Annotated in this window: 22 protein-coding genes; 15 read left to right on the forward strand and 7 right to left on the reverse strand. The window is 31.3% G+C overall.

Going from position 1 to position 26,716, the window contains the following annotated elements; genetic code table 11:
* Nucleotides 1-2: 2 nt before the first annotated feature.
* On the forward strand, nt 3-680 hold the full coding sequence (locus tag ACYU7A_RS13605) for a hypothetical protein (protein ID WP_345093774.1): 678 nt from the start codon (nt 3-5) through the stop codon (nt 678-680).
* A gap of 58 nt (nt 681-738) precedes the next feature.
* Here ACYU7A_RS13605 and ACYU7A_RS13610 read toward each other — a convergent pair whose 3' ends face one another.
* The gene (locus ACYU7A_RS13610; protein ID WP_460577393.1) at nt 739-1,518 is read right to left on the reverse strand and encodes an O-methyltransferase; all 780 of its coding nucleotides are present in this window, start codon (nt 1,516-1,518) and stop codon (nt 739-741) included.
* A gap of 77 nt (nt 1,519-1,595) precedes the next feature.
* Nucleotides 1,596-3,452, reverse strand: coding sequence for an ABC-F family ATP-binding cassette domain-containing protein (locus ACYU7A_RS13615; RefSeq protein ID WP_460577395.1), 1,857 nt, complete (start codon nt 3,450-3,452; stop codon nt 1,596-1,598).
* Nucleotides 3,453-3,491: 39 nt separating this feature from the next.
* Between ACYU7A_RS13615 and ACYU7A_RS13620 the strand changes: the two genes are divergently transcribed.
* The 11 genes from ACYU7A_RS13620 to ACYU7A_RS13670 all read left to right on the forward strand — a co-directional run bounded on the left by ACYU7A_RS13620 (nt 3,492) and on the right by ACYU7A_RS13670 (nt 11,445).
* Nucleotides 3,492-4,634, forward strand: a complete 1,143-nt coding sequence (locus tag ACYU7A_RS13620; RefSeq protein ID WP_460577397.1) for a glycosyltransferase family 2 protein — start codon at nt 3,492-3,494, stop codon at nt 4,632-4,634.
* 76 nt (nt 4,635-4,710) lie between these two features.
* Nucleotides 4,711-6,018 carry a dihydrolipoamide acetyltransferase family protein gene (locus tag ACYU7A_RS13625; protein ID WP_460577399.1) on the forward strand — a complete coding sequence of 436 codons (1,308 nt, stop codon included), beginning with the start codon at nt 4,711-4,713 and terminating at the stop codon, nt 6,016-6,018.
* 132 nt (nt 6,019-6,150) lie between these two features.
* Nucleotides 6,151-6,927: an exonuclease domain-containing protein gene (locus ACYU7A_RS13630; RefSeq protein WP_396146528.1), complete on the forward strand. Its 777-nt coding sequence runs from the start codon at nt 6,151-6,153 to the stop codon at nt 6,925-6,927.
* Nucleotides 6,928-6,965: 38 nt separating this feature from the next.
* The gene (locus ACYU7A_RS13635; RefSeq protein WP_460577402.1) at nt 6,966-7,577 is read left to right on the forward strand and encodes a fumarylacetoacetate hydrolase family protein; all 612 of its coding nucleotides are present in this window, start codon (nt 6,966-6,968) and stop codon (nt 7,575-7,577) included.
* The gene (locus ACYU7A_RS13640) at nt 7,577-7,921 is read left to right on the forward strand and encodes an Hpt domain-containing protein (protein ID WP_396146524.1); all 345 of its coding nucleotides are present in this window, start codon (nt 7,577-7,579) and stop codon (nt 7,919-7,921) included. The genes ACYU7A_RS13635 and ACYU7A_RS13640 overlap by 1 nt, the downstream gene beginning before the upstream one ends.
* A gap of 253 nt (nt 7,922-8,174) precedes the next feature.
* The gene (locus ACYU7A_RS13645; protein WP_460577404.1) at nt 8,175-9,425 is read left to right on the forward strand and encodes a CinA family nicotinamide mononucleotide deamidase-related protein; all 1,251 of its coding nucleotides are present in this window, start codon (nt 8,175-8,177) and stop codon (nt 9,423-9,425) included.
* A 74-nt stretch (nt 9,426-9,499) separates the two neighbouring features.
* Complete coding sequence (gene rpmB / locus ACYU7A_RS13650) at nt 9,500-9,736, forward strand: 50S ribosomal protein L28 (RefSeq protein ID WP_035126302.1); 237 nt, start codon at nt 9,500-9,502, stop codon at nt 9,734-9,736.
* A gap of 27 nt (nt 9,737-9,763) precedes the next feature.
* The gene (gene rpmG, locus ACYU7A_RS13655; RefSeq protein WP_035126304.1) at nt 9,764-9,946 is read left to right on the forward strand and encodes a 50S ribosomal protein L33; all 183 of its coding nucleotides are present in this window, start codon (nt 9,764-9,766) and stop codon (nt 9,944-9,946) included.
* 44 nt (nt 9,947-9,990) lie between these two features.
* On the forward strand, nt 9,991-10,143 hold the full coding sequence (locus ACYU7A_RS13660) for a DUF4295 domain-containing protein (RefSeq protein WP_298303242.1): 153 nt from the start codon (nt 9,991-9,993) through the stop codon (nt 10,141-10,143).
* Between the two features lie 133 nt (nt 10,144-10,276).
* Complete coding sequence (ftsY, locus tag ACYU7A_RS13665; RefSeq protein ID WP_298303240.1) at nt 10,277-11,230, forward strand: signal recognition particle-docking protein FtsY; 954 nt, start codon at nt 10,277-10,279, stop codon at nt 11,228-11,230.
* A gap of 26 nt (nt 11,231-11,256) precedes the next feature.
* Nucleotides 11,257-11,445, forward strand: coding sequence for a hypothetical protein (locus ACYU7A_RS13670; protein WP_460577407.1), 189 nt, complete (start codon nt 11,257-11,259; stop codon nt 11,443-11,445).
* Between the two features lie 12 nt (nt 11,446-11,457).
* Here the strand turns inward: ACYU7A_RS13670 and ACYU7A_RS13675 are convergent, their stop codons facing one another.
* A complete protein-coding gene (locus tag ACYU7A_RS13675) occupies nt 11,458-12,537 on the reverse strand; it encodes a serine hydrolase domain-containing protein (RefSeq protein WP_460577409.1) in 1,080 nt (359 codons plus the stop codon).
* 104 nt (nt 12,538-12,641) lie between these two features.
* Between ACYU7A_RS13675 and ACYU7A_RS13680 the strand changes: the two genes are divergently transcribed.
* Both ACYU7A_RS13680 and ACYU7A_RS13685 read left to right on the forward strand, forming a co-directional pair.
* On the forward strand, nt 12,642-13,079 hold the full coding sequence (locus ACYU7A_RS13680) for a hypothetical protein (protein WP_344816213.1): 438 nt from the start codon (nt 12,642-12,644) through the stop codon (nt 13,077-13,079).
* A 7-nt stretch (nt 13,080-13,086) separates the two neighbouring features.
* Entirely contained in the window at nt 13,087-13,383 is a 297-nt protein-coding gene (locus ACYU7A_RS13685; protein WP_460577411.1) for a DciA family protein, read from the forward strand.
* Nucleotides 13,384-13,466: 83 nt separating this feature from the next.
* Here ACYU7A_RS13685 and ACYU7A_RS13690 read toward each other — a convergent pair whose 3' ends face one another.
* From ACYU7A_RS13690 to ACYU7A_RS13705, 4 genes are all read right to left on the reverse strand, one after another.
* On the reverse strand, nt 13,467-13,886 hold the full coding sequence (locus ACYU7A_RS13690) for a nucleoside-diphosphate kinase (RefSeq protein ID WP_008253880.1): 420 nt from the start codon (nt 13,884-13,886) through the stop codon (nt 13,467-13,469).
* A gap of 118 nt (nt 13,887-14,004) precedes the next feature.
* Nucleotides 14,005-15,192 (reverse strand): T9SS type A sorting domain-containing protein, encoded by a 1,188-nt coding sequence (locus ACYU7A_RS13695; protein ID WP_460577413.1) that lies wholly within the window; start codon nt 15,190-15,192, stop codon nt 14,005-14,007.
* A gap of 13 nt (nt 15,193-15,205) precedes the next feature.
* A complete protein-coding gene (gene bshC / locus ACYU7A_RS13700) occupies nt 15,206-16,798 on the reverse strand; it encodes a bacillithiol biosynthesis cysteine-adding enzyme BshC (RefSeq protein ID WP_460577415.1) in 1,593 nt (530 codons plus the stop codon).
* A 69-nt stretch (nt 16,799-16,867) separates the two neighbouring features.
* A complete protein-coding gene (locus ACYU7A_RS13705; RefSeq protein WP_460577417.1) occupies nt 16,868-24,268 on the reverse strand; it encodes a T9SS type B sorting domain-containing protein in 7,401 nt (2,466 codons plus the stop codon).
* Between the two features lie 231 nt (nt 24,269-24,499).
* On the opposite strand from ACYU7A_RS13705, the gene ACYU7A_RS13710 reads away from it, so the two are divergent.
* Nucleotides 24,500-26,683, forward strand: a complete 2,184-nt coding sequence (locus ACYU7A_RS13710) for a B12-binding domain-containing radical SAM protein (protein WP_460577419.1) — start codon at nt 24,500-24,502, stop codon at nt 26,681-26,683.
* Nucleotides 26,684-26,716: the final 33 nt, after the last annotated feature.

Raw genomic sequence — 26,716 nt, forward strand, 5'->3', positions numbered from 1 at the left:
TTATGAAAAAAAGTATGTTAAAATTTGGAATCCTTTCGATGGTTCTAATAGGAATGGTTTCTTGTCAAAATAAGGAAAAAGAGGCTGCAGATAAAAGAATCAGTGAACTTGAAAGCTATGTAGATTCATTAAAAATGGCGGACACAGATGAAATGATGGCAAATTGGGATCAAATTGCTACTGATTTTGATAGAAAAAGTGCTGATGCAAATGAATCTTTAGTTGCACTTGATGAAGCTACAAAAACTGCATCTCAAGAAAAAATTAATGCAACTGTTGCAAAATATGATGAGTTGAAAGTTAGTATGGAAACAAAAAAAGCAGCAACAATTTCGGCTAAACCAAATCCAAGTCAGCTTTTAAGAGATAGACTTTTTGGTGCTGGAAAAATCGGCGACGATATGAGTTTTGCATGGGTTAATAAAGATAATATCTTGAAAACATATGAAACTTTTTTCCAATCTTACAAAGACAACAAAGAAGATTTTTCAAGAGAAGATTATGATGAAATTAAACTAATGTATGAAGCATTAGATAACAGAAAAAATACAGTTGAAAAAGAAGGATTAACATCTGACGATAATAGCTCAATAGCTTCAATAAAATTGAAATTTGGACCAATGTTTAAATTAAACAGAATGGGTGCAAAAAGTAGAGAAACATCAGAAGCTAAAGAATAGAGGTTTTTGTTTATTATTAATTCAGGAAAATGGCAATCAGTGATGGTTGCCATTTTTTTTATACTCTAATTACAAAATGTTCTTTCTCTTGTTCGGTTCTAAAAAATACAATTCCCCATTGAAAGGTGTCAATAGTTATGGTAACTTTTGGATGGTTTTTAATAATTTCCCATGCATCTTCCATGTCTTTACTCCAATGAATATCGTCGAAAATCCAAACAGAATCGTTGGTAATTGTAGGAAGTAAAAGTTCAAAATACTCTAAAGTAGCTTTTTTTGAGTGATTGCCATCGAAGTATATCAGTTGGCAGTGTTCAGTGTTCAGTTGACAGTTACTTAGATAGTCTTCAAATTTTGTGTTTATAAATTCAATGTTATTTAGATTTTGCAATTGACATTGATTTTTTGCAATTGACAATGTATTGGGACAACCTTCTAAAGTAATGACTTTGGCATTTATACTTCCTAAAGATAGGGCAGAAGTTGCTAATCCTAAAGAAGTTCCAATTTCAAGAATACTTTCTGGTTGAAAATAATTTACAATTCTAAATAAAAGTTCCGCTCTTTTTGGAGAAATTCCAGCGTTTTTTGCAATTTGGTTTATGGCTCGTGTATTGCTTTTAAAAACTCGTGAACCAGCACCAAAATCGGTGACTTCGATACTTGTTTTGCTGTTTAAGAGAAATTTTCGGTACTCATTTAAAGATTGATATTCAGGATAATTCTTCTTATCATAAAAACATTTGGTAACCAAATCAAATACAAATGGCGAATGCACTCCATGTTGATTTTTGGAGTTCCAAAGGAAGTTTAGATATGATTTTATAATTTGTAACATTATTTAGTGTTCAGTGTGCGGTGTTCAGTATTCAGTGCGTAACTGCCAACTGAACACTGAGCACTGAATACTTTTTATTATTCCATTTTTGAACTCAACACAAACCAACGTTCTTCTTTTTCTTCAAGCGTTTTAATTACTTTTTGTAGTTCGTTAGCTTTGGTTTCTATATCATTATCGGCTACTTTTCCGTCAGAGAATAGTTGCTCGATTTGTTTCTTTTGGTATTCTAAATCTTTAATTTCTTTTTCAATTTTATTGAATTCTTTTTGTTCGTTAAAATCTAAACCAGAAGAAATAGTTTTAGTTTTCCAATTATTCTTTTCCTTGTTATCGTCTTTATTTGTTGGCTCACTCGAATCTTCATAAGCTCTAAAATCAGAGTAATTTCCTGGGAAGTTTTCTACAATTCCGTCACCTCTAAAGACGAATAAATCATCAACAATCTTATCCATAAAATATCTGTCGTGCGAAACTACAAGCAAGCAACCCGGAAAGTCCAACAAGAAACTTTCCAATACATTTAAGGTTACGATATCTAAGTCATTCGTTGGCTCATCCAAAATTAAGAAATTCGGATTCTGAATCAAAACTGTACATAAATACAATCGTTTCAATTCGCCACCAGAAAGTTTTTCTACAAAATCATATTGTTTTTTGCTGTCAAATAAAAATCGCTCCAATAATTGACTTGCCGAAATCAATTTTCCTTTCATCAACGGAATATATTCTCCGTATTCCTTAATAATATCGATAACGCGTTGTCCTGGTTTTGGATTGATTCCGCTTTGCGTGTAATAGCCAATTTTAATCGTATCTCCAGTAATAACTTTCCCAGAATCGGTCGGAATGGTTTGTGTCAACAAGTTCAAAAACGTCGATTTTCCGGTTCCGTTTTTACCAATAATCCCAATTCGAGCACCACGTTGGAAATCAAAACTAAAATTCTCTAAAATCTTTTTATCGCCAAACTTTTTTGAAATTTTATGCAACTCAATAATCTTGCTTCCAAGACGTTCCATGTTGATTTCTAGTTCGATTTTATTTTCTTTTCGGCGACTTTCTGCCTTTTCTTTAATCACATAAAAGTCATCTTGACGCGATTTTGATTTGGTAGTTCTAGCTTTAGGTTGTCTTCGCATCCAAGCTAATTCTTTTACAAAAAGGTTTTGCGCCTTATCAATAGAAGCATTTTCTGAAGCTAATCGTTCTTCTTTTTTCTCTAAATAGTAAGAATAATTTCCTTTGTAACTATATAATTTTCCGTTGTCTAATTCTATAATTTCGTTACAAACGCGTTCCAAAAAGAAACGATCGTGCGTTACCATAAACAACGTAATGTTTTCTTTAGCAAAATAACTTTCCAACCATTCAATCATTTCCAAATCCAAGTGATTGGTTGGCTCATCCAAAATCAATAAATCGGGTTTGTTGATAAGAATAATTGCTAGCGAAAGACGTTTTTTCTGTCCACCTGACATGTTTTTTACTTTCAATTTGAAATCTTCCAACTTCAATTTGAATAAAATTTGCTTGAATTGGGTTTCAAAATCCCAAGCATTATGTCGGTCCATATCGTCAAAAGCTTTCTCATAAGCTTCGGTATCTTCTGGATTTTCTAACGCTTTTTCATAGCGTTCAATTACATGTAGAATTTCATTGTCAGACGCAAAAATACTTTCTTCAACCGTCAATTCATCTTGTAATTGCGGTACTTGAGACAGGAAAGCCATTTTGATTTCTTTTCTAATCACGACTTGCCCAGAATCTGGTTCGTCTTCGCCATTAATAATTTTCATAATGCACGTTTTGCCTGAACCATTTTTGGCAATAAAAGCAATTTTTTGGTCTTTATTTATTCCAAACGAAATGTCTTTGAACAAAGTGCGTTCTCCAAATGATTTCGAAATATTTTCTACAGAAAGGTAATTCACAGTTGTAATTTTTTTGCAAAAGTAGATTATATTTGTCAAATGCAACTATCGGTTATCATCCTAAATTATAATGTGCGCTTTTTTTTAGAGCAATGCGTTTTAAGTGTCCAAAAAGCACTTGAAAACATTGATGGCGAAATCATTGTAATCGATAACAATTCTTCTGATGATAGTTGTGCGATGATAAAAAAATTGTTTCCAAATATAAAACTCATTGAAAACAAAGAAAATTTAGGTTTCCCAAAAGGAAATAACATTGGTGTAGCTCAAGCCAAAGGCGACTATATTTGTATTTTAAATCCTGATACAGTTGTTGCGGAAGATACATTTGTAAAAATTCTAAATTTTGTCACACTGAGCGCAGTCGAAGTGGCAAACTCTGAAATTGGAATAATCGGATGCAAACTTATCGACGGAACAGGGAATTTTTTACCAGAATCTAAACGTGGAGTTCCAACTCCATGGGTTGCCTTCACAAAAATCTTCGGATTGTACAAAGTTTCAAATGTTTTTGGAAAATATTACGCCCAACATTTAACCGAAAATCAATCTGGAAAAGTTGATATTCTGGTTGGTGCTTTTATGGTTATGAAACGCGAATTATATAATGAAATTGGAGGTTTTGATGAAAATTGTTTTATGTATTCAGACGATATTGATTTGAGTTATATGGCTTTGAAAAAAGGTAAAACCAATTATTATTTTCATGAAACTACTGTAATTCATTATAAAGGAGAAAGTACAGTTCGTGATTCCAAATACATGAAACGCTTTCAAGAAGCTATGAATTTCTTTTATTCGAAGCATTTTAAAAAATCTTTTGTTTTTGACATTTTTATGAAAATTGGTGTTTTTGTTTTTTCGTTTATTAAGAAAAATCAATCTAAAGAAATAAAAAGAACGATTGATGAATATATAATTTTTTCTAAAGATTCATTACAATTGGATTTGAACAAAAAAGAAACAATTTTAAATGATTTTTCAGAATTCAAAAACAATGTAAATTTGAATACTGAAATCATTTTTGATACAAAATCATTTAGTTATAAGGAAATTATAGATTTTATGAATTCAAATAAAAGTAAGAATTTAACATTTAAGAATTATATTTCTAATTCTAATTACCTTATTGGAAGCAATAATTCAATTGATAGAGGAGAAATCATAACATTAAAAAATTAGTGTATTCTTTACAAAATGAAGATAAAATTACTAATTTTGCAATCATTATAAAAAAACACAACTTTAGTTTAAAGATATGGCAAAGTTTGAATTGAAATTACCTAAAATGGGTGAAAGCGTTGCTGAAGCAACAATTACCAATTGGTTAAAAAACGTTGGAGATACCATCGCAATGGACGAAGCAGTTCTTGAAATTGCTACCGATAAAGTAGATAGTGAAGTACCAAGTGAAGTTTCAGGTGTTTTAGTAGAACAACTTTTTGGGAAAGATGATGTGGTAAAAGTGGGTCAAACTATTGCAATTATTGAAACAGAAGGCGGAAGCGTAGAGGCACCCAAAACTGCTGAAGTTGCTGCTCCAATTGTTGCTGAAGTTGCTAAAACAGTTGAAGTAGCTAAAGAAAATGTTGCACCAGCTGATTTTAGTGGTTCTGATAAATTCTTTTCGCCATTAGTAAAAAACATTGCTAAAGAAGAAGGTGTTTCAGTTGCTGAATTGGAAAGTATTTCAGGTTCAGGAAAAGATGGTCGTGTTACTAAAGAAGATATATTAAATTTTGTAAAGAATAGAACAAGTCAGCCAGTTGTAACACAAACCGTTGCTCCAGTTGCACAACCTATAACACAACCTGTTCAATCTACAACAACTTCTGCTGTTCCAGTTTCTGTAAATGGTGGTGATGAAATTGTAGAAATGGACAGAATGCGTAAATTGATTTCAGGCTACATGGTTGCTTCGGTTCAAACGTCTGCTCACGTACAATCGTTTATTGAAGTTGACGTAACTAATATTGTAAAATGGAGAGATAAAGTAAAAGGTGCTTTCGAAAAACGCGAAGGTGAGAAATTGACTTTCACTCCAATTATGATGGAAGCAGTTGCTAAAGCTTTAAAAGATTTTCCTGGAATGAATATTTCTGTTGATGGTGATTATATCATTAAAAAGAAAAACATAAATTTAGGAATGGCTGCAGCTTTGCCGAACGGAAATCTTATCGTTCCAGTAATTAAAAATGCTGATCAATTGAATTTGGTTGGAATGGCAAAAGCTGTAAACGATTTAGGAAATAGAGCTAAAGCAGGAAAATTAAAACCAGACGATACTCAAGGCGGAACATATACAGTTACAAACGTAGGAACTTTTGGTTCTGTATTCGGAACACCTATTATTAATCAACCACAAGTTGGAATTCTTGCTCTTGGTGCTATTAGAAAAGTGCCAGCAGTTATTGAAACTCCAGAAGGTGATTTCATCGGAATTCGTCAGAAAATGTTCTTATCACATTCTTATGACCACAGAGTTGTAGATGGTGCACTTGGTGGAAGTTTTGTAAAACGAGTGGCCGAATATCTTGAAGCATTTGATGTAAATAGAGAATATTAACAGTATAGATAATTGTAAATCAACCCTTTCCAAATCGTGAAAGGGTTTTTTATTTAAAAAAGGAATAAATTATAAATAATCGATAAACGGTAACAACATTATTTTATATTTGTCGGCTAACATTTTTAAAAAATGGAATTAAAATTAAACAGACCAATTTGCTTTTTCGACCTTGAAACTACAGGAATTGATGTTGCTAAGGATAGAATTGTAGAAATCTCAATCTTCAAAGTATATCCTAACGGAAATAAAGAAAGCAAGACATGGTTAGTAAACCCAACAATTCCAATTCCACCTCAAACAACAGCTGTTCATGGTATTACTAATGAAAAAGTAGCTAATGAGCCAACTTTTAAAGAACTAGCATCACAAGTTCATAATATGATTAAGGATTCTGATTTGGCTGGATTTAATTCAGATAGATTTGATATTCCACTTTTAGCGGAAGAATTACTTCGTGCTGAAGTAGATTTTGATATGAAAAACAGGGTTTCGGTAGATGTTCAAACTATTTTTCACAAAAAAGAAGAGCGAACTTTAAGTGCAGCTTTGAAATTTTATTGTGGTACCAATTTAGAGAACGCCCATTCTGCTGAAGCAGATACTATGGCAACTTATGAAATTCTAAAAGCACAATTAGACAGATATGACGATTTAGATAACGATATGAAATGGTTGTCTGAATTTACTACTCGTAAAAAATCAGTTGATTTTGCTGGTTTTATTGCTTTGAATAATGAAGGAAAAGAAATTTTTACTTTCGGAAAAAACAAAGGTCAATTAGTAGAGGAAGTGCTTGAAAAAGAACCAGGATACTATGGTTGGATTCAAGGTGCTGATTTTCCTCTTTACACTAAAAAAGTATTGACAGGAATTAAATTAAGAAAACTTAATAATAAACTAAGTTAAAAGTAGGGTTTTTATCTTACAAATTGTTACTACTACTTATGAAAATAATTTGCATCGGAAGAAATTACGTTAAACACATCGAGGAACTTCAAAATGAACGTCCTGATGAGCCTGTAGTTTTCTTAAAACCGGATTCTGCAATTTTGTTAAAACAACATCCTTTTGTAATTCCTGAGTTTAGTGATGATGTGCACCATGAAGTTGAAGTTTTGGTTAAAATAAATAAAGTTGGAAAATATATAGATACAAAATTTGCTCACAATTATTACGATGAAATCGGATTAGGAATAGATTTTACAGCAAGAGATTTGCAAGCTAAGCTTAAAGAAAAAGGTTTGCCTTGGGAAAAATCTAAAGCTTTTGACGGTTCAGCGGTAATTGGTGAATTTTATCCGAAAAATGAGTTTATTTCATTAGAAAATATTAACTTTGAGTTACATAGCAATGGAAATGTAGTTCAAAAAGGGAATTCGAGTCACATGATTTGGAGAATTGATGAACTTATTTCACATGTTTCTCAATTTTTTACATTAAAAAAAGGAGATATTATATTTACAGGAACTCCAGAAGGAGTAAGTGCTGTAAAACCAAACGATATATTAGAAGGATTCATAGAAAATAAAAAATCATTTAGAATACAAGTTAAATAATGGCAATAAATTATAACCTCTCAAAAGTTTACGCTCTTTCGGATAATGATCCGGAATTTGTAATGCAAATTATCTCACTTTTTGTAACCGAAGTGCCTCAAGATTTGAAGCAAATAGAGCAAGGTATTAAAGATAAAGATCACAAGCAAGCTTATGCTTATGCACACAAGATTAAGCCAACTCTAGACTTATTAGGGATGACAATGGCTTATGAAGAGATACTTCAAGTTGAAGCTTGGACAAGAGCAGAAGGCAAGAGAAAAGAAATTGAAGCTACTTTTGATAGCATTCAAGATCAAGTTGATAAAGCAATAAAAGAAATCAAAAAAGATTTCGAAATATAATAGTAAGAAGCGAATGGCTTGGGATTTATCTGCAAGCCATATTCCAGCTTTCCGCAGTATCTTTTATTTTGTTGCCTTCGAGAGCCTCAGGCAACAAAATAAAAGGATACTTACTCCAATCTGGGCTAAAAAAGTAATTCATTTTTTTATTTGTACTATCTTTGCTAATCAAATCAATAATCGAAATCAATATTTTTTTGATATGATTGAAGTAACTGCATTAGACAGTTGAAAAACAAATACTAAACTTCAAATGAAAGCAGCCATAGTTACCATAGGTGACGAAATCCTAATAGGACAAATCATTGATACCAATTCCGGATACATCGCAAAAGCATTAGATAAAATTGGAGTTCAAACCCATGAACTACTATCAATAAGTGATGATAAGCAACACATTTTAGACACTTTTAAGTCGCTACAAAACAAAGTAGATTTTGTTGTTATAACTGGAGGATTAGGTCCAACTAAAGATGATATTACAAAACATACATTCTGCGAATACTTCAACGATAAATTATTAGTAAATAAAGAAGTTGAATCGCATGTTATCGAATTGATTGAATCGGTAATGAAACGTCCAGCCTCTCAGATGAATAAAGATCAAGCACTGGTTCCATCAAAATGCGAGGTTCTTTTCAATAAAGTCGGAACTGCACCTGGTATGTGGATGAAAAAAGAAAATACAGTCTTTATTTCGCTTCCAGGCGTTCCTTACGAAATGAAATATATTGTCGAAAACGAAATCATTCCTAAAATAGTAAAAGAGTACAAACGACCTTACATTTTACACAAAACAATAATGACCTATGGACAAGGCGAAAGTCTTGTAGCTGAGCGAATTGAAAACTGGGAAAATAATTTGCCAGAATTTGTAAAATTAGCTTATTTACCTGCTCCTGGAAGAGTTCGTTTGCGCTTAACAGCTCGCGGAACTGATAAAGGAATTCTCGAAAAAGCAATAGATAATAATGTAACATCGTTGGCTAAAATAATTGGAGATATCATCGTCGGATTTGATGAAGACGATACTATTGAAGTCGTTTTAGGACGATTGTTAACGCAACAAAAGAAAACAATAGCAACAGCCGAAAGTTGTACTGGAGGAAAAATTGCACAAGTTTTTACATCAGTTTCAGGTGCTTCAAATTATTTTAGAGGAAGCGTAGTTTCTTATGCAACAGATACAAAAGTTTCAGTTTTAGGAGTTTCTGAGGAAACAATAAATAAATATACAGTTGTTAGTGCTCAAGTTGCAAAAGAAATGGCGCTTGGAATTCAAAAATTAATGAAAACAGATTACGCAATTGCTACAACTGGCAATGCTGGACCATTAAAAGGTGATGCTGATGCAGAGGTTGGAACCGTTTTTTTAGCTTTAGCTACACCAAGCGAAGTAATAGTAGAAGAATTTAATTTTGGTCAACCACGTGAGAAAGTGATAGATAGAGCAGTAAATAAAGCATTTGAAATGTTGCAAAAAGAAATTTTAAAAAATCTGTAATATTTTTTTGTGTATAAGGTTTCTTTTTTGTTTCTTTGCACCCTCGATTTGAATAACGATAAAAGATAAGCATAATGTCAAGAGTTTGTGACCTTACAGGTAAAAGAGCGATGGTAGGAAATAATGTTTCTCACGCAATGAACAAAACTAAGAGAAAATTTTCTGTAAACTTAGTTAAAAAACGTTTCTATCTTGCTGAAGAAGACAGATGGGTTACTTTAAGAGTAGCTGCTTCTACAATTAAAACAATCAATAAAAATGGATTAGCTGCTGTGTTAAAAACAGCTAAAGCTAATGGTTTTATTAAATAATTCCTTATCCAATAAAAATAAAGCAAGATGGCAAAGAAAGGTAATAGAATCCAAGTAATTTTAGAGTGTACTGAGCACAAAGGAACAGGTCTTCCTGGAACTTCACGTTACATTACAAACAAAAACAAAAAAAATACTCCAGACAGATTAGAGATTAAGAAATTTAATCCAATCTTAAAGAGAATGACTGTTCATAAAGAAATTAAATAATTAGAAATTTCACATTTGTTGAATTTCAAATACACATTTTAATCATGGCAAAGAAAACCGTTGCAACGTTACAAACAGCTTCTAAGAGATTAACAAAAGCTATCAAAATGGTAAAATCTCCTAAAACAGGTGCTTATACTTTTGTTGAAAGCATTATGACTCCAGAAGAAGTGGATGCTTTCTTATCAAAGAAATAATTCCTAATTAAATATATATCAAAGCTACTTTCGTATGGAAGTAGCTTTTTTATTTTTATATTTGTCTCTAATTTTATTGATAAGGACTAAAATCTTTTCTAGCATCCTTATTTTTAATACATAAATTGAAGAAATGAGTTTTTTTAAAAGAATATTTTCATCCGAAAAAAAAGAAACACTAGATAAAGGTTTGGAAAAAACTAAAACAACGTTTTTTTCTAAATTAACGAAAGCTATTGCTGGTAAATCTAAAGTTGATGATGAGGTTTTAGATAACCTTGAAGAGATTTTGGTTTCATCAGATGTAGGTGTTGAAACAACATTAAAAATCATTAAAAGAATTGAAACAAGAGTTTCAAATGATAAATATCTAGGAACAGAAGAGTTAAATCAAATCCTTCGTGAAGAAATAGCTTCTTTATTGTCTGAAACTAAATCTGGAGAAGAATCAGAATTTAAAATTCCAGCTAATAAAAAACCATACGTAATTATGGTTGTAGGAGTTAATGGAGTAGGAAAAACCACAACTATAGGTAAGTTGGCTTTTCAGTTTAAAAAAGCAGGTTATAAAGTTGTTCTTGGTGCAGCAGATACCTTTCGTGCCGCAGCGATTGACCAATTGCAAATTTGGGCCGATAGAGTAGGTGTGCCAATCGTTAAACAACAAATGGGAAGTGATCCTGCTTCAGTAGCTTTTGATACTTTACAAAGTGCTGTAGCTCAAAATGCCGATGTAGTAATTATTGATACTGCTGGGCGCTTGCATAACAAAGTTGGTTTAATGAATGAACTTTCTAAAGTTAAAAAAGTAATGCAGAAAGTGGTTGAAGATACACCAAACGATGTACTCTTAGTTTTAGATGGTTCTACTGGGCAAAATGCATTTGAACAAGCCAAACAATTTACTGCTGCAACTGAAGTTTCTTGTTTAGCTGTAACAAAACTAGACGGAACTGCAAAAGGTGGTGTAGTGATTGGTATTTCTGATCAATTTCAAATTCCTGTAAAATATATTGGTGTCGGTGAAGGAATTGAAGACTTACAAGTATTTAATAAATATGAATTTGTAGATAGCTTTTTTAAATAATTGCTTAAAAATCAAATTTTGCAAATATGAATAAAATTGTATCTTTTTTTAAAACATCCTCTCCGATAATTTTGATTTTAATTTGTTTCGGATTAGGAGTTTTAGCAAAACTTATAGAAAAGAAATTCTCAGATGTAGCAATGGGCTTGCAGCTTATAACTTTTATATTATTTGTGTATGCTTTGAAAAGAGTATTTGATAAAATATTTAAATAAAAAATAAGCGCTTTATTGATATAAAGCGCTTATTTTTTGCCAAAGAACATCATCAAAATCAGACAATGCCATATTTACTGTGTCTGCAGCATCTCCCATTCGAATGATTACCATTTTTTTACTTGGTATAACATAAATTTTTTGATCATCTTTGCCCAAGGCACAATACATATCACTTGGAGCACTTGGAATTATACTTCCGTTGAATTGAAATTGTGTTTGTGGCAAACGATAAGAAGACTTTCCATTTAGCCACCACATATATCCATAGGATTGATTTATGTTTTGTGATGTAGTTGTTGCGTCATTAAAGAAAGCTTCATTAACTACTTGGTTACCATTCCATTTTCCTTTGTTTAAAGCCATTAGTCCAAAACGTGCCATATTTCTAGTTGTACTTCTGTAAACACTTAATCCATCGCCACTATTCAACCAACTACCACCAGTCATGCCAAGTTTATCTCTAAGTTTTGTGTTGAAGTAGTTGGTCCAAGTTTGTCCACTTTCTTGAGCAATAACATCTTGAAGTTTTACATAAACATTATGGTAAGCCCAACGTGTACCTGCATCTGCAACATACTGAAGATTTGCTGGAGATACATCGTCACCCAAAGTTTCATTCAAACCTGAATTCATAGACAAAAGATTCTTACATGTTATTAAGTTTTCTTTTGCTAATGGAGCGCTTGTCCAACCAGTTCCTAAATAATCAGATACTTTGTTGTTGATGTTGATTAATCCCTCTTGTTCGGCAATTCCTGTGACAGTTGTTGTTAATGTTTTACCTGCACTTGCCCAATACCATGGTGTTGTTGCAGAATGTCCGTTAAAATAATTTTCTAAAACTATTCTTCCATTTACCAATATTATAAATGATTTGGAATGCTTTAATTGTAAATAATCTAATAAAGGTTGAACCGCACTTTGATTCCAACCTAAAGAAGAAATTGACTTTGTTTCCCAAGTATTACTTCCATCATTTGGAGGAAAATACATTGTTTCTTCTGCAGTATTAGAGCTATTTGTATCATCATCGGAACTACAACCGAAAGTTAGTAGTGAAAGCGCTAAAAGTGTAATATATTTTCTCATAATTGGTAGGTTTTCAATTAAGACAATAGATTATCAAAAAGGTTTAATCAAAAATACTTTTTTATTATTTAAAATATGTTGTAATTTTAGGTTTTATTAAAATTATGAAAAATACAATTACACTTTTTCTATCGTTATTGCTTTTAGTTTCTTGTAATCAGTCTATTACAGATAAAGATATTGCTAAATTAAATGGTTATTGGGAAATTAAAAAGGTTGTTTTAAAAGACGGTGAGAAGAAAGATTACAAAATCAATGAAACAATTGATTATTTCCAACTTCGACAAGCTCAGTCTGACAAAAAATGGAATGGTTTTCGTCAAAAAGTAATGCCACAACTTGATGGGACTTATAAAACCAATAATTTGAAAGAAGAGATTTCAATATCTAATGAAAACGGTAGTTATTTTGTTAATTATACAACGAGTTATGGTAAATGGAAAGAGGAAATAATTGAAATTCAAGATTCTGTTTTAGTTCTTAAAAATAAAGATGATTTAGAATATAACTATAAAAGATATAAACCTTTTTCTTTAAAGTAATTTTAAAATGGCAAAAAGAACAAGCAACGAAAGTTCTATTTCAGAGGTTTTGCAACAGTTTATTCAAGCTAATAAACTAGAAGCTGGTATGGATAAAATTGATGTGGAACAAGCTTGGAAATCACTTATGGGAAATGGTGTAAATAGTTATACACAGGAAGTAATTTTAAAAGGAAGCACTCTATATGTAAAACTAACTTCGGCTGTTTTAAGAGAAGAATTGAGTTATGGCAAACAGAAAATTATTGTGATGCTCAACGAAGAACTTCGAAAAGAAATAGTAAAGGATTTAGTTTTAAGATAAAAAAAATCCCGATTCAGTTAAGATTCGGGATTTTGTATTTTGTACAATTTACATTACTGCCAACTGCGACTGAACACTGAATACTAGAATTGCTCTCTTCCAGAAAAATGGAAAGCACCTTCGATAGCAGCATTTTCATCAGAATCTGAACCGTGAACTGCATTTTCTCCGATTGAAGTAGCATATTTTTTACGGATAGTTCCTTCAGCAGCATCAGCTGGGTTAGTAGCACCAATTAAAGTTCTGAAATCTTCTACAGCATTTTCTTTTTCTAAAATTGCAGCAACGATTGGACCTCTTGTCATGAATTCAACTAACTCACCAAAGAATGGTCTTGCAGCGTGAACAGCATAAAATGCTTGAGCATCAGCAATAGTTAATTGAGTTAATTTCAAAGAAACGATTTTGAAACCACCTTCAGTAATCATGTTTAAAATCCCACCGATGTGTCCGTTTTCAACAGCATCAGGCTTAATCATTGTAAATGTTCTATTTGTAGCCATTTTTATTTTAATTTATTTGTTTTTTGTTTCAATTCGGGTGCAAAAGTAGTGTTTCTATATTGAAAAAAAAAATCCACAAGTAATTGATTGAGGATTTATTAAGGCAAATTTAATAATTCTAATTTTTTATAAGTTTTATAGTCTGAATTGAATTTCCTAACGAGATTTTTGCAAAGTAAATTCCACTATTGAATTGTGTTGTGTCAATAGTTATATTTTCAGATTTAATATTTGAATTAAAAATAATTTTTCCTAAAATATCCAAAATTTCAATTGATTCAATTATTTCTTTTGAAGAAAAATTCCAGTCTTTATTGGTTGGATTTGGATAAATAGTTAAATTATTTAAGTTGAAATTAGTATTGGATAACATTTGCATAAATGTATAATTCCCTGTTGATTTATCGAAAGTTATAGAATATGTTCCTGCAGTTACTGGAATATTTAATCCGTTTTGAGTCCCAGTTCCAGAGGGAAATGCTGCTGAACCCCAATTTGATGTCCAAAGATTATCTTTTCTAAATTTTACTTCTCCATTATTTAGAACTAAATCAGAGATGCTATAGTTAAAACCATCAGTTGTCATTAAGTCGGTATCTGCAACATTAAATCCATTTAAAGCAGTTCCAAGAATTCCAATACTCGGATAAGTAAAACTATAATTTCCATTTAATCTATTAAATGTAACAAACCATTCACCTCCAGAAATGAAAAGTGAAGGACCATTTGCAACTGCTGTTCCTGAAGGAAATATAGTACTGCCCCAAGTCAATGCAGAATCATTATCTTGTCTAAAGTAGGCATTACCGCTTGAAAAGTAAAAGCCTGATAAAGTGTAATTAATTCCATCAGTTGTATTCATATCAACATCTGGCGCTGTATATCCTAATTGAGAGTTAACCGCCGGACCCCAAATTCCAATACTTGGGAATGTAGTTCCTATGAAGGTATAAGTTGCATTTGTTCTATTAAATGTGATTGTATAAATACCAGCTTGAATAGGAATATTATTAGTTCCATTTAAAATTCCAGTACCAGAAGGAAAATTTGTTCCTCCCCAATTTGTGGCCCAATCATAATCTTGACGAAATTTTAATTCACCATTTGATAAAGTGTAATCTGTTAAGGTATAGGTTATTCCATCAGTTGTTGTCATGTCTATATCAGTTCCCCAACCCGAACTTGCTGTTCCTATAATGCTAATTGTTGGAAAAGTTGTTGCTGTTTTAGAAATTCCTACTGAATTTGAATAGTTTGCGTGAGAAATTCCAAAAAACAATATAAATAGAAGTAGAGTTTTTTTCATTTTAATTATGTTTTTATAATTCTAATATGGTAAATTTTGTTTCAAGAGGTTTTAAATTATCTATTATTTCAGAAATTAAATCTTTTCCAAATTCTAAGTAAAATTCTGAAAAATTAGCTTTTCGTTCCTGCAAACTTTGATTTGGAAACAGTTCGTTTTGTAGTGAAATAATTCTCTCAAGTTTTTTTGAATGAACTCTTTTTTCGGCTTTTAAAAGGCGTTTTTCAAGATTCTCCAAACCTTTTAATTGTTTGGTTTCTTGTGCTTTTACTGCTCCAATAAAGGATTTATCAGTTTGATTTGAAATTGTGTATAGACTTTCAAATTGTTTTTTCAAATGTTCTTTTTGCTCTGTAAAATCAATTACAAATTCTGAAAACTCTTTAGTTTTTGAATCTAATAATACTCTTTGATTAGAAAATAAATCATTCCAAGATAGTTCTAATTTATCTGCTTTTTCAGCTTGCTTTTGTGTTGCTAAAAGAACCGAATTTCTTAGCAACAGCATAGGAAAAGTGATGTTGTTTTCTTCAAAACTAGATTTTAATTCTAGCCAATAAGCTATTTCACCACCACCACCGATATAGCATAAATTTGGCAAAATTACTTCTTGGTATAAAGGTCGTGTAATTACGTTTGGACTAAACTTTTCAGGATGATTTTCTAATTCGGTTAGAATTTCACTTTCAGAAAATTGAATAGTTGTGTTATTGACTTTATAAATGTCGTTTTCAAAAATAATTCGTTCACGTAAATTATCTTCTATGTAAAATAAATTGATTTCACGCGGATTTACTTGTATGAAATACTCTTTCAAAAGTTCGTTGGTTTCTGTAACTTTTTTGAATGAGGTTTGTTCTAAAAGCTCTTTTTTTACAAACGGAATAAATAGTTTCTTTAATTCAATTGAATCGCCATCAATAATTACTAAACCTTCATTTTGGAACAATTCGTTAGCCAAATATCGAGTAGCATCGGCTAAATTGGAATGTTTTAAATAAGCATTTTCAAATAGTTTTTTTAAAAAATTGGCATTGTTTGAAGTTCCAATCTCTTTAGAAAATAAATCGAAAACTTTATCTAAACCTTCTGTAGATAATCTTCCTACAGGTCCAGAACTCTCACAATTCCATCTAAAAACTTTACCTTGGTAATTAAAATAATTGATTTCATCGAAATCGTGATCTTCTGTAGCCATCCAATAAATGGGTACGAAATTATTTTCAGGATATTCTTTTTTTAATTGTTTGCAAAGATTGATCGTAGAAACAATTTTGTATAAAAAATATAGTGGTCCAGTGAATAAATTCAGTTGATGGCCAGTTGTAATTGTGAAAGTGTTAGTATTGTTTAAAAGTTTAATGTTGTTTAAAGTTGTTTTGGAAACTTCAAAATTTTGATATTGTTTTTCAAGTTCAGAAACTAAAATTTCTCTTTTGCCATTGCTATTGAAGTTGCTACTTTTTTCTTCTATCTGACTTTTGAAATTCTCAATTTTTGGAAAATGATTGTAAAACGTATTCAACTCTGACGTTTCATCTAAATAATCTATCATCAATTTAGTGAAATATCCTGAATTTTGGTACGTTATACAATCGCTAGGCATGTTTGAATTTTTTTGTAAAAATACTTAAAATAGAATTAATAGAAATGTCTTTAACTTTCAATTAAGGTTTTATCTTTTTAATGAAAAATGAGCTCTATGTTCTCTTCCATCTTGTCTTTTTACAACAAACCAATAATCATCAGAAATCATTTTAGCACCATTATAAGTTCCGTCCCATCCAACAGAATTAGGTTGCATTTCTTTTATGATTTTACTATATCTATCAAAAATTACAATAGATAAATTTGGCTCAAATTGTGAAAAATTAATTTTCCAATAGTCGTTTATTCCATCATCATTTGGAGTGAAGTATCTTGGATAGTTTAGTAATACAACATCTTTTTTGACAATTCCACATTCATCTTTTACATATACTGTGTAAAAGCCACTCATCAAACCACTAAAGGTATTACTTGTTTGATAATTTACACCATCCAATGAATAAAGATAGTTGTCATTAATTGCAGTTGAGACAATAATAACATTATCTGAATCTGTCCAATCTTCGATTTCTACTGATGTAATTGAAGCAATTTCTGATTCAACTACATTAAATGTTTTTGTTGATGAGCAAACTAATGTTCCGTAATTTTTAGTTACTGTTACAAAATAGGTTCCTGGAATTGAAATTGTAATAGATTCCGTAGTTGCACCAGTTGACCAGGAATAACTGTTAAAACCAGAACCTGCATTAACAACAATATTGCTTGAAATACAGATTGGCATCACATCATTAATTAATATTATTGGTTTTTGAAATAACGTTAATTCTAATTTCACAATTTGATGACAACCATTTGTTGAATCTAGTCGAACATAGATAGTATGTGAACCAAGATTTAAGGTGTAATTTGGGTTTAATTGATTACTTGAAACCTGATTTTCAGCACTAATTAGTGATGTGTAATATGTAAATGTAGTATTTGCAGTCGAACTAATTAGATTGCTATTGTAATCAGAAAGCAATACATTTTCTGAACCATCATTTAAGTCATCACAAAAAGATTGTGAGTAATCATTTGCATTTAATGAATTAATTAAACTTACTGTAACAGAAAATCTATTTACACTTTCACAACCATTGATTGTTTGAGTAGCAAAGTATGTAACTCCATCAACTAATGAAGTTGAATTTGGTAAAATGGTTGTATTTGAGCTGTTTGCGTACCAATTTATTGCTGTTCCTGATAAAATTATATTATTTAAAGTTGGATTTGCTGTTGAACAAAATATTTGATTTGCATCACCATTCGGAGCAATTGTATTTTGAATTGAAATTGTTACAGGAACTCTCAAACTTTCACAACCACCAATGGTTTGCGAAGCAAAATAAGTTGTTCCGTCTACTAAAATTGTTGAGCTAGCTAATAAATTTCCAGCTGTTGATGCGTTATACCATTTGATATTTGAACCAGAAATTATTACATCATTTAAAGTTGCATTTTGTTGAATACAAAATGTTTGTGGTGATGTAAGTATAGGTGCGTTTGGAAAGTTAGTAAACGCTACAATAACTGCATCGCTAAAAGGAGAATAGCAACCTAAAGCATTTTTAATTCTTAATTTATAAGTAGCAGGTGTTAAATTAGCCAAATTTGGATTAGTTGTCCAAGTTACTCCGTTATCAAAACTATATTCTGTAGCTGATGTCACTATAGAAATTGAACCATTACTATTGTTACAATCAGGTTGAACAATCGTAAATAGTGGCGCTATAGGATAATCAGATGGAGCATTAATTACTGCAGTAACTGAGCTAGATTCACAATTGGAACTATTTTTTACTTTTATTTCATAAGTTCCAACTGCCAATGGTAATGAATTTGGATTGTTTGAATAGGTTAATCCATTATCAAAGCTATATTCAAAAGCAGAACTAGTAATACTAATGCTTCCAAATGGGTTTACACATGATGCAGGTTGTGTTATAACTATAGTTGGTGTTGCAGGAGCATTAGGTGGAGCATTAATTATAGCAGTTGTGGCTGCAGAAGGACATCCTGTAGGTGTTTCTTTTATTAAAACTTGATATGTACCCGAATTAAGCGGAATGGAAAAGTTGTTATTACTCCAAGTTATTCCGTTGTCAAAACTATAAAGTGATGCACTACTTGTAACTGTAATTGTTCCGGTAGACGTTGTACAATTTAACGGATGAACTATAGATATTGTAGGTGCATTTGGTGTTGTAGGCTGACTATTAATAGTTACAGAACTTGCGTCTGATAAACATCCTGTAGCATCTTTTATTTTGATTAAATAATTTCCTGTTGTTAATCCACTTTGAGTATTTGAAGATGAAAAAGTTACACCATTATCAAAACTGTATAGACTTGATGTTGTATTAACTACAATAGATCCTGTAGAAGTGGAGCAATCTGGTTGAGTAACTGTAACAGATGGGGCAGAAATATTAATTGAATTTACTATTGTTGCTGAACTAGCAGTAGAAATGCATCCAGCAGCATCTTTTATTTTTAATTGGTAAGTGCCTGGTGCTAAATTAGTTTTAGTATTAGAACTCACAAAAGTAAATCCGTTATCAAAACTATAATATGATGCAGAAGTTGTAATTGTTATAGATCCATTCAAATTATTACAACCCGGATTTGAAACTGTAAATGTTGGTGATGCTATTGCAGCTCCAGAATTAAGATTAACAATTAAAGTTGCAGATTCACATTGAAATGTGTTATTTCTAGTCTTAATATTGTAGGTTCCTGCTGCTAAATTAATTTTTGTAGGATTAGTAGTCCATGTAACGCCATTATTAAAACTATACTCATTTGCAGTTGTAGTTACCGTTATACTTCCATCTGTTGTTCCACAACTTGAGGGTTGAGTTACATTTGCAGTAGGTGCAGAAGGAATAAAAGGAACACTCTGTATATAAACATAACTACTACTAGATTCACATCCCAAAGAATTTTTAATTTTAATGTTATAACTTCCTGATGGAAGATTTGATAAAATAGAATTTGAAGTCCAAGTAACACCATTATCAAAACTATATTGATCTGCTGGAGTATTTACTTTGATACTTCCAGTTGGAACAGAACAAGTTGGTTGTGTAACTATTGTATTTGGAGAGGGTAAATAGAATGAGTTAACATTAGCATATTGCGAATTTGAGGTACAGCCAAGATTATTTTTTATTTTAACATTGTAATATCCAGGCGCAGGATTATTGAAAACAGGATTTGTTGTCCAAGTTGTCCCATTATCAAAACTGTAAAAATCTGCAGTGGTTAATACTGTAATATTTCCACCATTCCCACATGATGGCTGATCTATTGTGAAAAATGGCGATGGTAAATAATACGGATTAATATTTACATAAACGGAACTAGGATTTGAGGTACATCCCTGACTATTTTTTATGGCAATATAATAATATCCTGAAGTTAAGTTAGTTAAAACAGGATTGGTAACCCAAGTATTTCCTCCATCAAAACTATATTGAGATGATGTAGTAGCAATAGTAATACTACCATTACTTCCACAACTTGGTTGCACAACAGTAAAATTTGGATTGGGTAAGTGATAAATATTCATGTATATACTTACACCTTGTGAAATACAATTTAAACTATTTTTAATAACAACTGAATAATATCCTGGGGTTAAATTTGAAAATATAGGGTTTGTTTGCCAAGTAACTCCATTATCAATACTATACTGTGATGCTACTGTACTGATATTAATAGTTCCACCAACTCCGCAAGTTGGTTGAGTTGTAATAATATTAGGATTTGAGATATAAGGTTGAAATAAACTAACATAGTTAGTATATGATACACACCCAGTTGAATTTTTTATTTTTACATAATAAGTACCTGGTACCAAATTAGAGAACACAGGATTTGTCACCCAAGTACTACCTCCATCAATACTATAAAATGCTGCTGAAGTGTTTATTGAAATACTGCCATTTACACCACAAGAGGGTTGTGTTGTTGTAACTATTGGATTATCTAAAGAATAGCTTAAATAATATGATAAGTAATCTGAAGTGCAACCTGCACTATTTTTAATTTTTATATAGTAAGTTCCACCTGAAAGATTAGAAAAAACAGAATTAGATGACCACGTAGAACCATTATCTATACTGTATTGAAAGGCTGGAGTTGTAATTGTAATAGTTCCAGTATTAGTGGTGCAAGAAAAATCAGATGTAAAATTTGGGTTACTTAATGAATAAGAATTAAGATAAGCGTAACTTTGATTTGAAACACATCCAGCACTATTTTTTACTACTAAATTGTAATAATTAGAAGTTAAATTACTAAAGACAGGATTTGATGACCAAGTAACTCCATTGTCAATACTATAAAACGCTGCTGATGAAGTAAATGTAATACTACCTACATTTCCGCAATATGGGTTAGTATAAGTAAATGTAGGCAAAGGCAAATAGGTAGTATCTAAATTAATATTAAGATAATCAGAAATACATCCTTGAGTATTTTTTATTCTAATATCATAATATCCGCCAGTTAAATTGTTAAAAACGGAATTAGTTACCCATGTAGTTCCACTATCAATACTGTAAAAAGCTGCTACTGTATTAATCGTTATACTTCCAGTGTTTGCGCAAGTTGGTTGAACAACAGTATAGAATGGTGCTGGCAATACAGGTGTGTATAAGTAAGCATAACTGGTGTATGAGGTGCATCCTAGATTGTTTTTAATCATAATTGGATAATTGCCTTCAGGTAAACTCATGACATTGTTTGTTACCCATGTTGTTCCTCCATCAAAACTATAAAAATCTGAAAGCGTATTTATTGTAATTGTTCCATTTATTCCACATTGTGGTTGTACTAAATCAATAATTGGATAGTCTAGAGTTGGTGGGTATAAATAAACACTATTTGATAGTGAAACACAACCATTTGAATTTTTTACTTTAATAATATATTGACCAGGTGGAAGGTTTGTTGCAATGTTATTGGTTACCCATGTAACACCATCATCAAAACTGTATAGATTAGAAAATGTGGTTATTGCTATGCTACCTCCAGATCCACAAATGGGTTGAATTACACTAATTTCAGGATAAGTATCTTGTAAATCATTAATATAAGCATAAGTATATTGAGAGGTGCAACCTAAATTATTTTTTATTGCCAATGAATAACTTCCAGAAGTTAAATTTGTTAAAACATTGCTAGTTACCCATGTTGTTCCTCCATCAAATGAGTAAAAATCTGATAATGTATTTATAGTTAGACTACCATTTACACCGCAAGCTGGATTAATAACTGTAAAAGTTGGAGTTTCTAATGTTAAACTACTTATTATTACTGTATTGAAATTTGAGATACAGCCTTGAGCATCTTTTGTTCTAATTTTATAAGTACCATTTGGTAAATTGATAGCAATAGGATTTGTTACCCAAGTTATTCCATCATCAAAACTATAGTATGGTGCAGATGTTGTTATTGTTATACTTCCAAAATCTCCACAAAATGCTGGGTTTGTGAAATTAAAATTAGGATAAGAGGTGAGAGCTGCGTTTATAGTTACTGCTAATGGGAATGAAATACAATTATTTACAGTTTTTATTTTTACATTATAAGTATTTGGATATAAATTAGTCAATATTGGATTTGTAACCCAAGTAACACCATTGTCAAAACTATATTCTGCTGCAGTCGAGGTTATTTGAATACTACCAGTTGTTGAAGAACAATTTGGTTGAGTAACAGTTACGTTTGGAGTTGTTGCAATCTGTGAAGCTTCTATAGTTACAGAGGCATTATTGCTACAACCACTCGCATCTGTAACAGTTACAGAATATGTTCCAATAGAAGTAACAGTTATGTTTTGAGTCGTAGCTCCTGTACTCCATAAATAATTAGTGCCTGGAGATGCTGTTAGCACGGTACTTCCTGAACAAACATTTAATATACCACTTATGTTAACATTAGGATTTCTTACTTCTAATGTTATTGCAATAATCTTAAAGCAAGTGGCATTTTGGGTGACTCTTACATATATTATTTTACTGGCGCTGCTGTATGAAGTGCTATTAGAGATAGCATTTGTGTTGGCATTTGCATCATTAAAAGAACTAAAATAACTAAAAGTAAGTCCAGTTGTTGATGCAACAATATTTGAATTTGCATTATTTAAATTAAAATTTTCTAAACCATCATGGTTTGCGTCACATAAAGATAGTTTTGTTGTGTTTACTTCAAAGTTACATGTTGATGAACAATTTTGAAATGAAATATCCCATCCTGGATTAGCATCTGGATCATTTGCCGAATTAAGCACCGTACTTCCACATGCAGCATTTCCTGTTAAATTATAAGTGGCTGTAACTCCTATATTATAATTTCCATTTATAATATTTGGAAAATTAGCCGGATTTAAAGTAAAACAAAATTGTTTATTTACTGTATCTAAACTTGAAGTAGTAGTGGTGTTAAATATAGATGTTCCTGTACTATTGTAGATATTTAAAGTAATTGTTCCTAAAGTTGCTGTAATACCACCAGAATTTGGAACTGTATAACTACCACAAACATTAATTGGTAAAGTAGGACATACTTTATTTAAAGGATTTAATTCTATAGTTCCTTGAAAATTTTCATTTGAATGCAATAGACAAATATCATCTACATACATATAACCAAAATGACCTCCAAAACCACAACGTGATGCCATGAATTCTACAGTGAACTCCTCATTGTTTGGTATAGATGAAATGTCTAACAATCCTGATTGCCAATTCGCTGTATATAATATTGGAGAACTTGAATCAGGGATTACGGTAAAAATACAGTTGTCTTCGTCTCCAACTAAACAAAATTCATTTACTACTGTTCCTGCTGAATTAAGAATTCTTGCTTTTACAAATGGCTGATTATCTGTATGGCCAGAATCATAAACAGTCATTAATACTGCTTTGTAATTAAATTTTAAATAGTTTTCATTATTAGTTTTATATCTTTTTCCTTGAACTATTGAACCATAAGTACTTGAATTCGCATAATTTATTTTTAAAGCATATTGATTGAAGGCATTAATATTTCCTATATAAGGATCTATTATATTGGCAGGCACTGTGGTTGCCATTACACTTGTATTATTAGGATTGTAAATATCAATATGTGCATTGGCACTATTTGTTAATGATCGACATTCTGTTGGGCCAGGAGGATCTCCTATAGTATGCAAAAAATTCTTTAGTTTAAGCGAACCACTTACAGATTCATGCTGTTCAAAACCACCATTTGTACACATTTCAACTGCTGTTTGATTCACGTTAGCAATTGAAAGTTTATTTATTTCGTTTTCTTTATTTTGTTTAGATTTTGATAAAAAGATTTTTTTCTCTTCTTCGCTAGATATAACTTTTCCTTTTTCATCTTCAATAAAATTATTATTGCTCGACTGGTTCTGAGAATAACTATTTAAAATAACAGAAAGTAAAATAATGATGAAAGCTTTATTTCCCATGATTGGATAAAATATAGTGTAAGGTTGTAAAATTAATCAAATCTGTAAATATAAACTTTTTATTAATTCATAATTTCAATTAAACTTTAAATTTTTATCCTAAAAAGGTTAATTTTAATATCATTATTTAATTGCTAATTTGACTAAAATTATTGTTATCTAAATTTTATCAATTTTTTTGAATTTCTCAACTTGTCTTAAATTTCCATTACTTTTGCAAAAACATTTTCATTGAAAGACCTTCTTCTAATTACGCCACCTTTTACTCAACTGAATACACCTTATCCAGCAACGGCTTATATTAAAGGTTTTCTGAATACTAAAGGAATTTCTGCTTTCCAAATGGATTTGGGAATTGAAGTGATTTTAGAGCTATTTTCAAAAAATGGTTTACAAGAAATGTTTCAGGTTGCGAGTTTTGAGTTGAAAGTTACTGAAAACTCAAATCGCATTTATTCTTTACAAAACGATTACATCAAAACCATCGATGCTGTAATTGCATTTCTTCAAGGTAAAAATCCTTCCCTAGCTCGTCAAATTTGTAGTGGAAATTTTCTTCCAGAAGCTTCTCGATTTTCTCAATTAGACGATATGGAATGGGCTTTTGGGACTATGGGAATGCAAGACAAAGCCAAACATTTAGCCACATTATATTTAGAGGATTTATCCGATTTTATTGTGGAATGTGTCGATGAAAATTTTGGTTTCAGTCGCTATGCCGAACGTTTAGGAAGAAGCGCTAATTCGTTTGATGAATTGTATAATCATCTTAAAAGTGAACCAACTTACATCGATAAAATTACACTCAAAATTCTAAAAGATAGAGTAGCAGAAGTACAACCAAAACTAGTTTGCTTTTCAGTTCCTTTTCCAGGAAATTTATACAGTGCTTTTAGATGTGCGCAATTTATTAAAACCCATTTTCCAAAGATTAAAATCGCAATGGGCGGTGGTTTTCCTAATACGGAACTTCGCGAACTTAAAGACCAACGTGTTTTTGAGTTCTTCGATTTTATAACTTTAGATGATGGCGAACTTCCAATTGAATTACTATATAATTACGAATTAGAAATTACGAATTACGAATTTAAAAGAACCTTTATATTAGAAAATAACGAAGTAACTTACATTAATAATTCCACACGTCAAGATTATAAACAAAGCGAAGTCGGAACTCCAGATTATTCTGATTTGCAACTTCAAAATTATATTTCGGTTATAGAAATTGCCAATCCAATGCACAGTTTGTGGAGCGATGGTCGTTGGAATAAACTCACTATGGCACACGGATGTTATTGGGGAAAATGTACGTTTTGTGATATTTCATTAGATTACATCAAATTATACGAGCCAATCGCTGCTAAAATTTTGGTAGATAGAATGGAGGAATTAATTGCGCAAACTGGTGAAAATGGATTCCATTTTGTTGACGAAGCTGCGCCACCTGCATTGATGCGTGAAGTTGCACTAGAAATTATCAAAAGAAGATTAGTAGTTTCATGGTGGACCAATATTCGATTTGAGAAAAGTTTTTCTGCCGATTTATGTGTTTTACTTAAAGCATCTGGTTGTATTGCGGTTTCAGGTGGTTTGGAAGTGGCTTCGGATAGACTTTTAGAATTAATCAAAAAAGGCGTAACCGTCGAACAAGTAGCGCAAGTAACAAGAAATTTCACAGAAAGCGGAATCATGGTTCATGCATATTTGATGTATGGTTATCCAACGCAAACGGTTCAAGAAACGGTGGATAGTTTGGAAATGGTGCGTCAACTTTTTGAATTAGGAATTTTGCAATCTGGTTTTTGGCATCAATTTGCTATGACGGCACATTCGCCTGTTGGAATGTTTCCTGAGGAATTTGGTGTAATTCCTGAGCAAAACGAAATCACTTTTGCCAATAATGACATCAATTTTAAAGATAAAACAGGGATCAATCACGACAAATTTAGTTTCGGATTAAAAAAGTCATTGTTTAATTATATGCACGGAATTTGCTTCGATTACGACTTACAAGATTGGTTTGATTTTAAAATTCCAACTACAAAAATCCCTTCTGATTATATTGTTTCTTGTCTTGAAAAAGAAACGGATTTCAACATAAAACCTTCAGCAAAAATTGTTTGGATAGGAGGAAAGCCAACTTCAGAAACTTTCACAAAATCCAAAAAAGGAAACTCGTGGGAAATGACCAAATTGACTTTTCATGATAAAACGGAAACGTTTGATATTTCTTTAGAAAAAGACAAAGCCGAGTGGTTGATAAATACTTTAGATAAAATCTCAGTTTATGGTGAATCTAAATCTACATTCGCACAATTAAAATCAGATTTCGAAACATATTTTGAAGATTTCGAATTGTTCTGGTATTCCAAATCGATTGCTACTTTGAGAGGTTTTGGACTTTTGGTTTTGTAAATTCTTTTATTATTCAAATTATACTTTGAATAG

It is taken from the genome of Flavobacterium koreense, from assembly GCF_054776075.1.

Excerpts from the sequence above, each read along its gene's own strand:
- ACYU7A_RS13605 (WP_345093774.1), top strand. The coding sequence starts at position 3 with ATGAAAAAAAGTATGTTAAAATTTGGAATCCTTTCGATGGTTCTAATA.
- ACYU7A_RS13610 (WP_460577393.1), bottom strand. The coding sequence starts at position 1,518 with ATGTTACAAATTATAAAATCATATCTAAACTTCCTTTGGAACTCCAAA.
- ACYU7A_RS13620 (WP_460577397.1), top strand. The coding sequence starts at position 3,492 with ATGCAACTATCGGTTATCATCCTAAATTATAATGTGCGCTTTTTTTTA.
- ACYU7A_RS13625 (WP_460577399.1), top strand. The coding sequence starts at position 4,711 with ATGGCAAAGTTTGAATTGAAATTACCTAAAATGGGTGAAAGCGTTGCT.
- ACYU7A_RS13630 (WP_396146528.1), top strand. The coding sequence starts at position 6,151 with ATGGAATTAAAATTAAACAGACCAATTTGCTTTTTCGACCTTGAAACT.
- ACYU7A_RS13635 (WP_460577402.1), top strand. The coding sequence starts at position 6,966 with ATGAAAATAATTTGCATCGGAAGAAATTACGTTAAACACATCGAGGAA.
- ACYU7A_RS13640 (WP_396146524.1), top strand. The coding sequence starts at position 7,577 with ATGGCAATAAATTATAACCTCTCAAAAGTTTACGCTCTTTCGGATAAT.
- ACYU7A_RS13645 (WP_460577404.1), top strand. The coding sequence starts at position 8,175 with ATGAAAGCAGCCATAGTTACCATAGGTGACGAAATCCTAATAGGACAA.
- rpmB (WP_035126302.1), top strand. The coding sequence starts at position 9,500 with ATGTCAAGAGTTTGTGACCTTACAGGTAAAAGAGCGATGGTAGGAAAT.
- rpmG (WP_035126304.1), top strand. The coding sequence starts at position 9,764 with ATGGCAAAGAAAGGTAATAGAATCCAAGTAATTTTAGAGTGTACTGAG.
- ACYU7A_RS13660 (WP_298303242.1), top strand. The coding sequence starts at position 9,991 with ATGGCAAAGAAAACCGTTGCAACGTTACAAACAGCTTCTAAGAGATTA.
- ftsY (WP_298303240.1), top strand. The coding sequence starts at position 10,277 with ATGAGTTTTTTTAAAAGAATATTTTCATCCGAAAAAAAAGAAACACTA.
- ACYU7A_RS13670 (WP_460577407.1), top strand. The coding sequence starts at position 11,257 with ATGAATAAAATTGTATCTTTTTTTAAAACATCCTCTCCGATAATTTTG.
- ACYU7A_RS13675 (WP_460577409.1), bottom strand. The coding sequence starts at position 12,537 with ATGAGAAAATATATTACACTTTTAGCGCTTTCACTACTAACTTTCGGT.
- ACYU7A_RS13680 (WP_344816213.1), top strand. The coding sequence starts at position 12,642 with ATGAAAAATACAATTACACTTTTTCTATCGTTATTGCTTTTAGTTTCT.
- ACYU7A_RS13685 (WP_460577411.1), top strand. The coding sequence starts at position 13,087 with ATGGCAAAAAGAACAAGCAACGAAAGTTCTATTTCAGAGGTTTTGCAA.
- ACYU7A_RS13690 (WP_008253880.1), bottom strand. The coding sequence starts at position 13,886 with ATGGCTACAAATAGAACATTTACAATGATTAAGCCTGATGCTGTTGAA.
- ACYU7A_RS13695 (WP_460577413.1), bottom strand. The coding sequence starts at position 15,192 with ATGAAAAAAACTCTACTTCTATTTATATTGTTTTTTGGAATTTCTCAC.
- bshC (WP_460577415.1), bottom strand. The coding sequence starts at position 16,798 with ATGCCTAGCGATTGTATAACGTACCAAAATTCAGGATATTTCACTAAA.
- ACYU7A_RS13705 (WP_460577417.1), bottom strand. The coding sequence starts at position 24,268 with ATGGGAAATAAAGCTTTCATCATTATTTTACTTTCTGTTATTTTAAAT.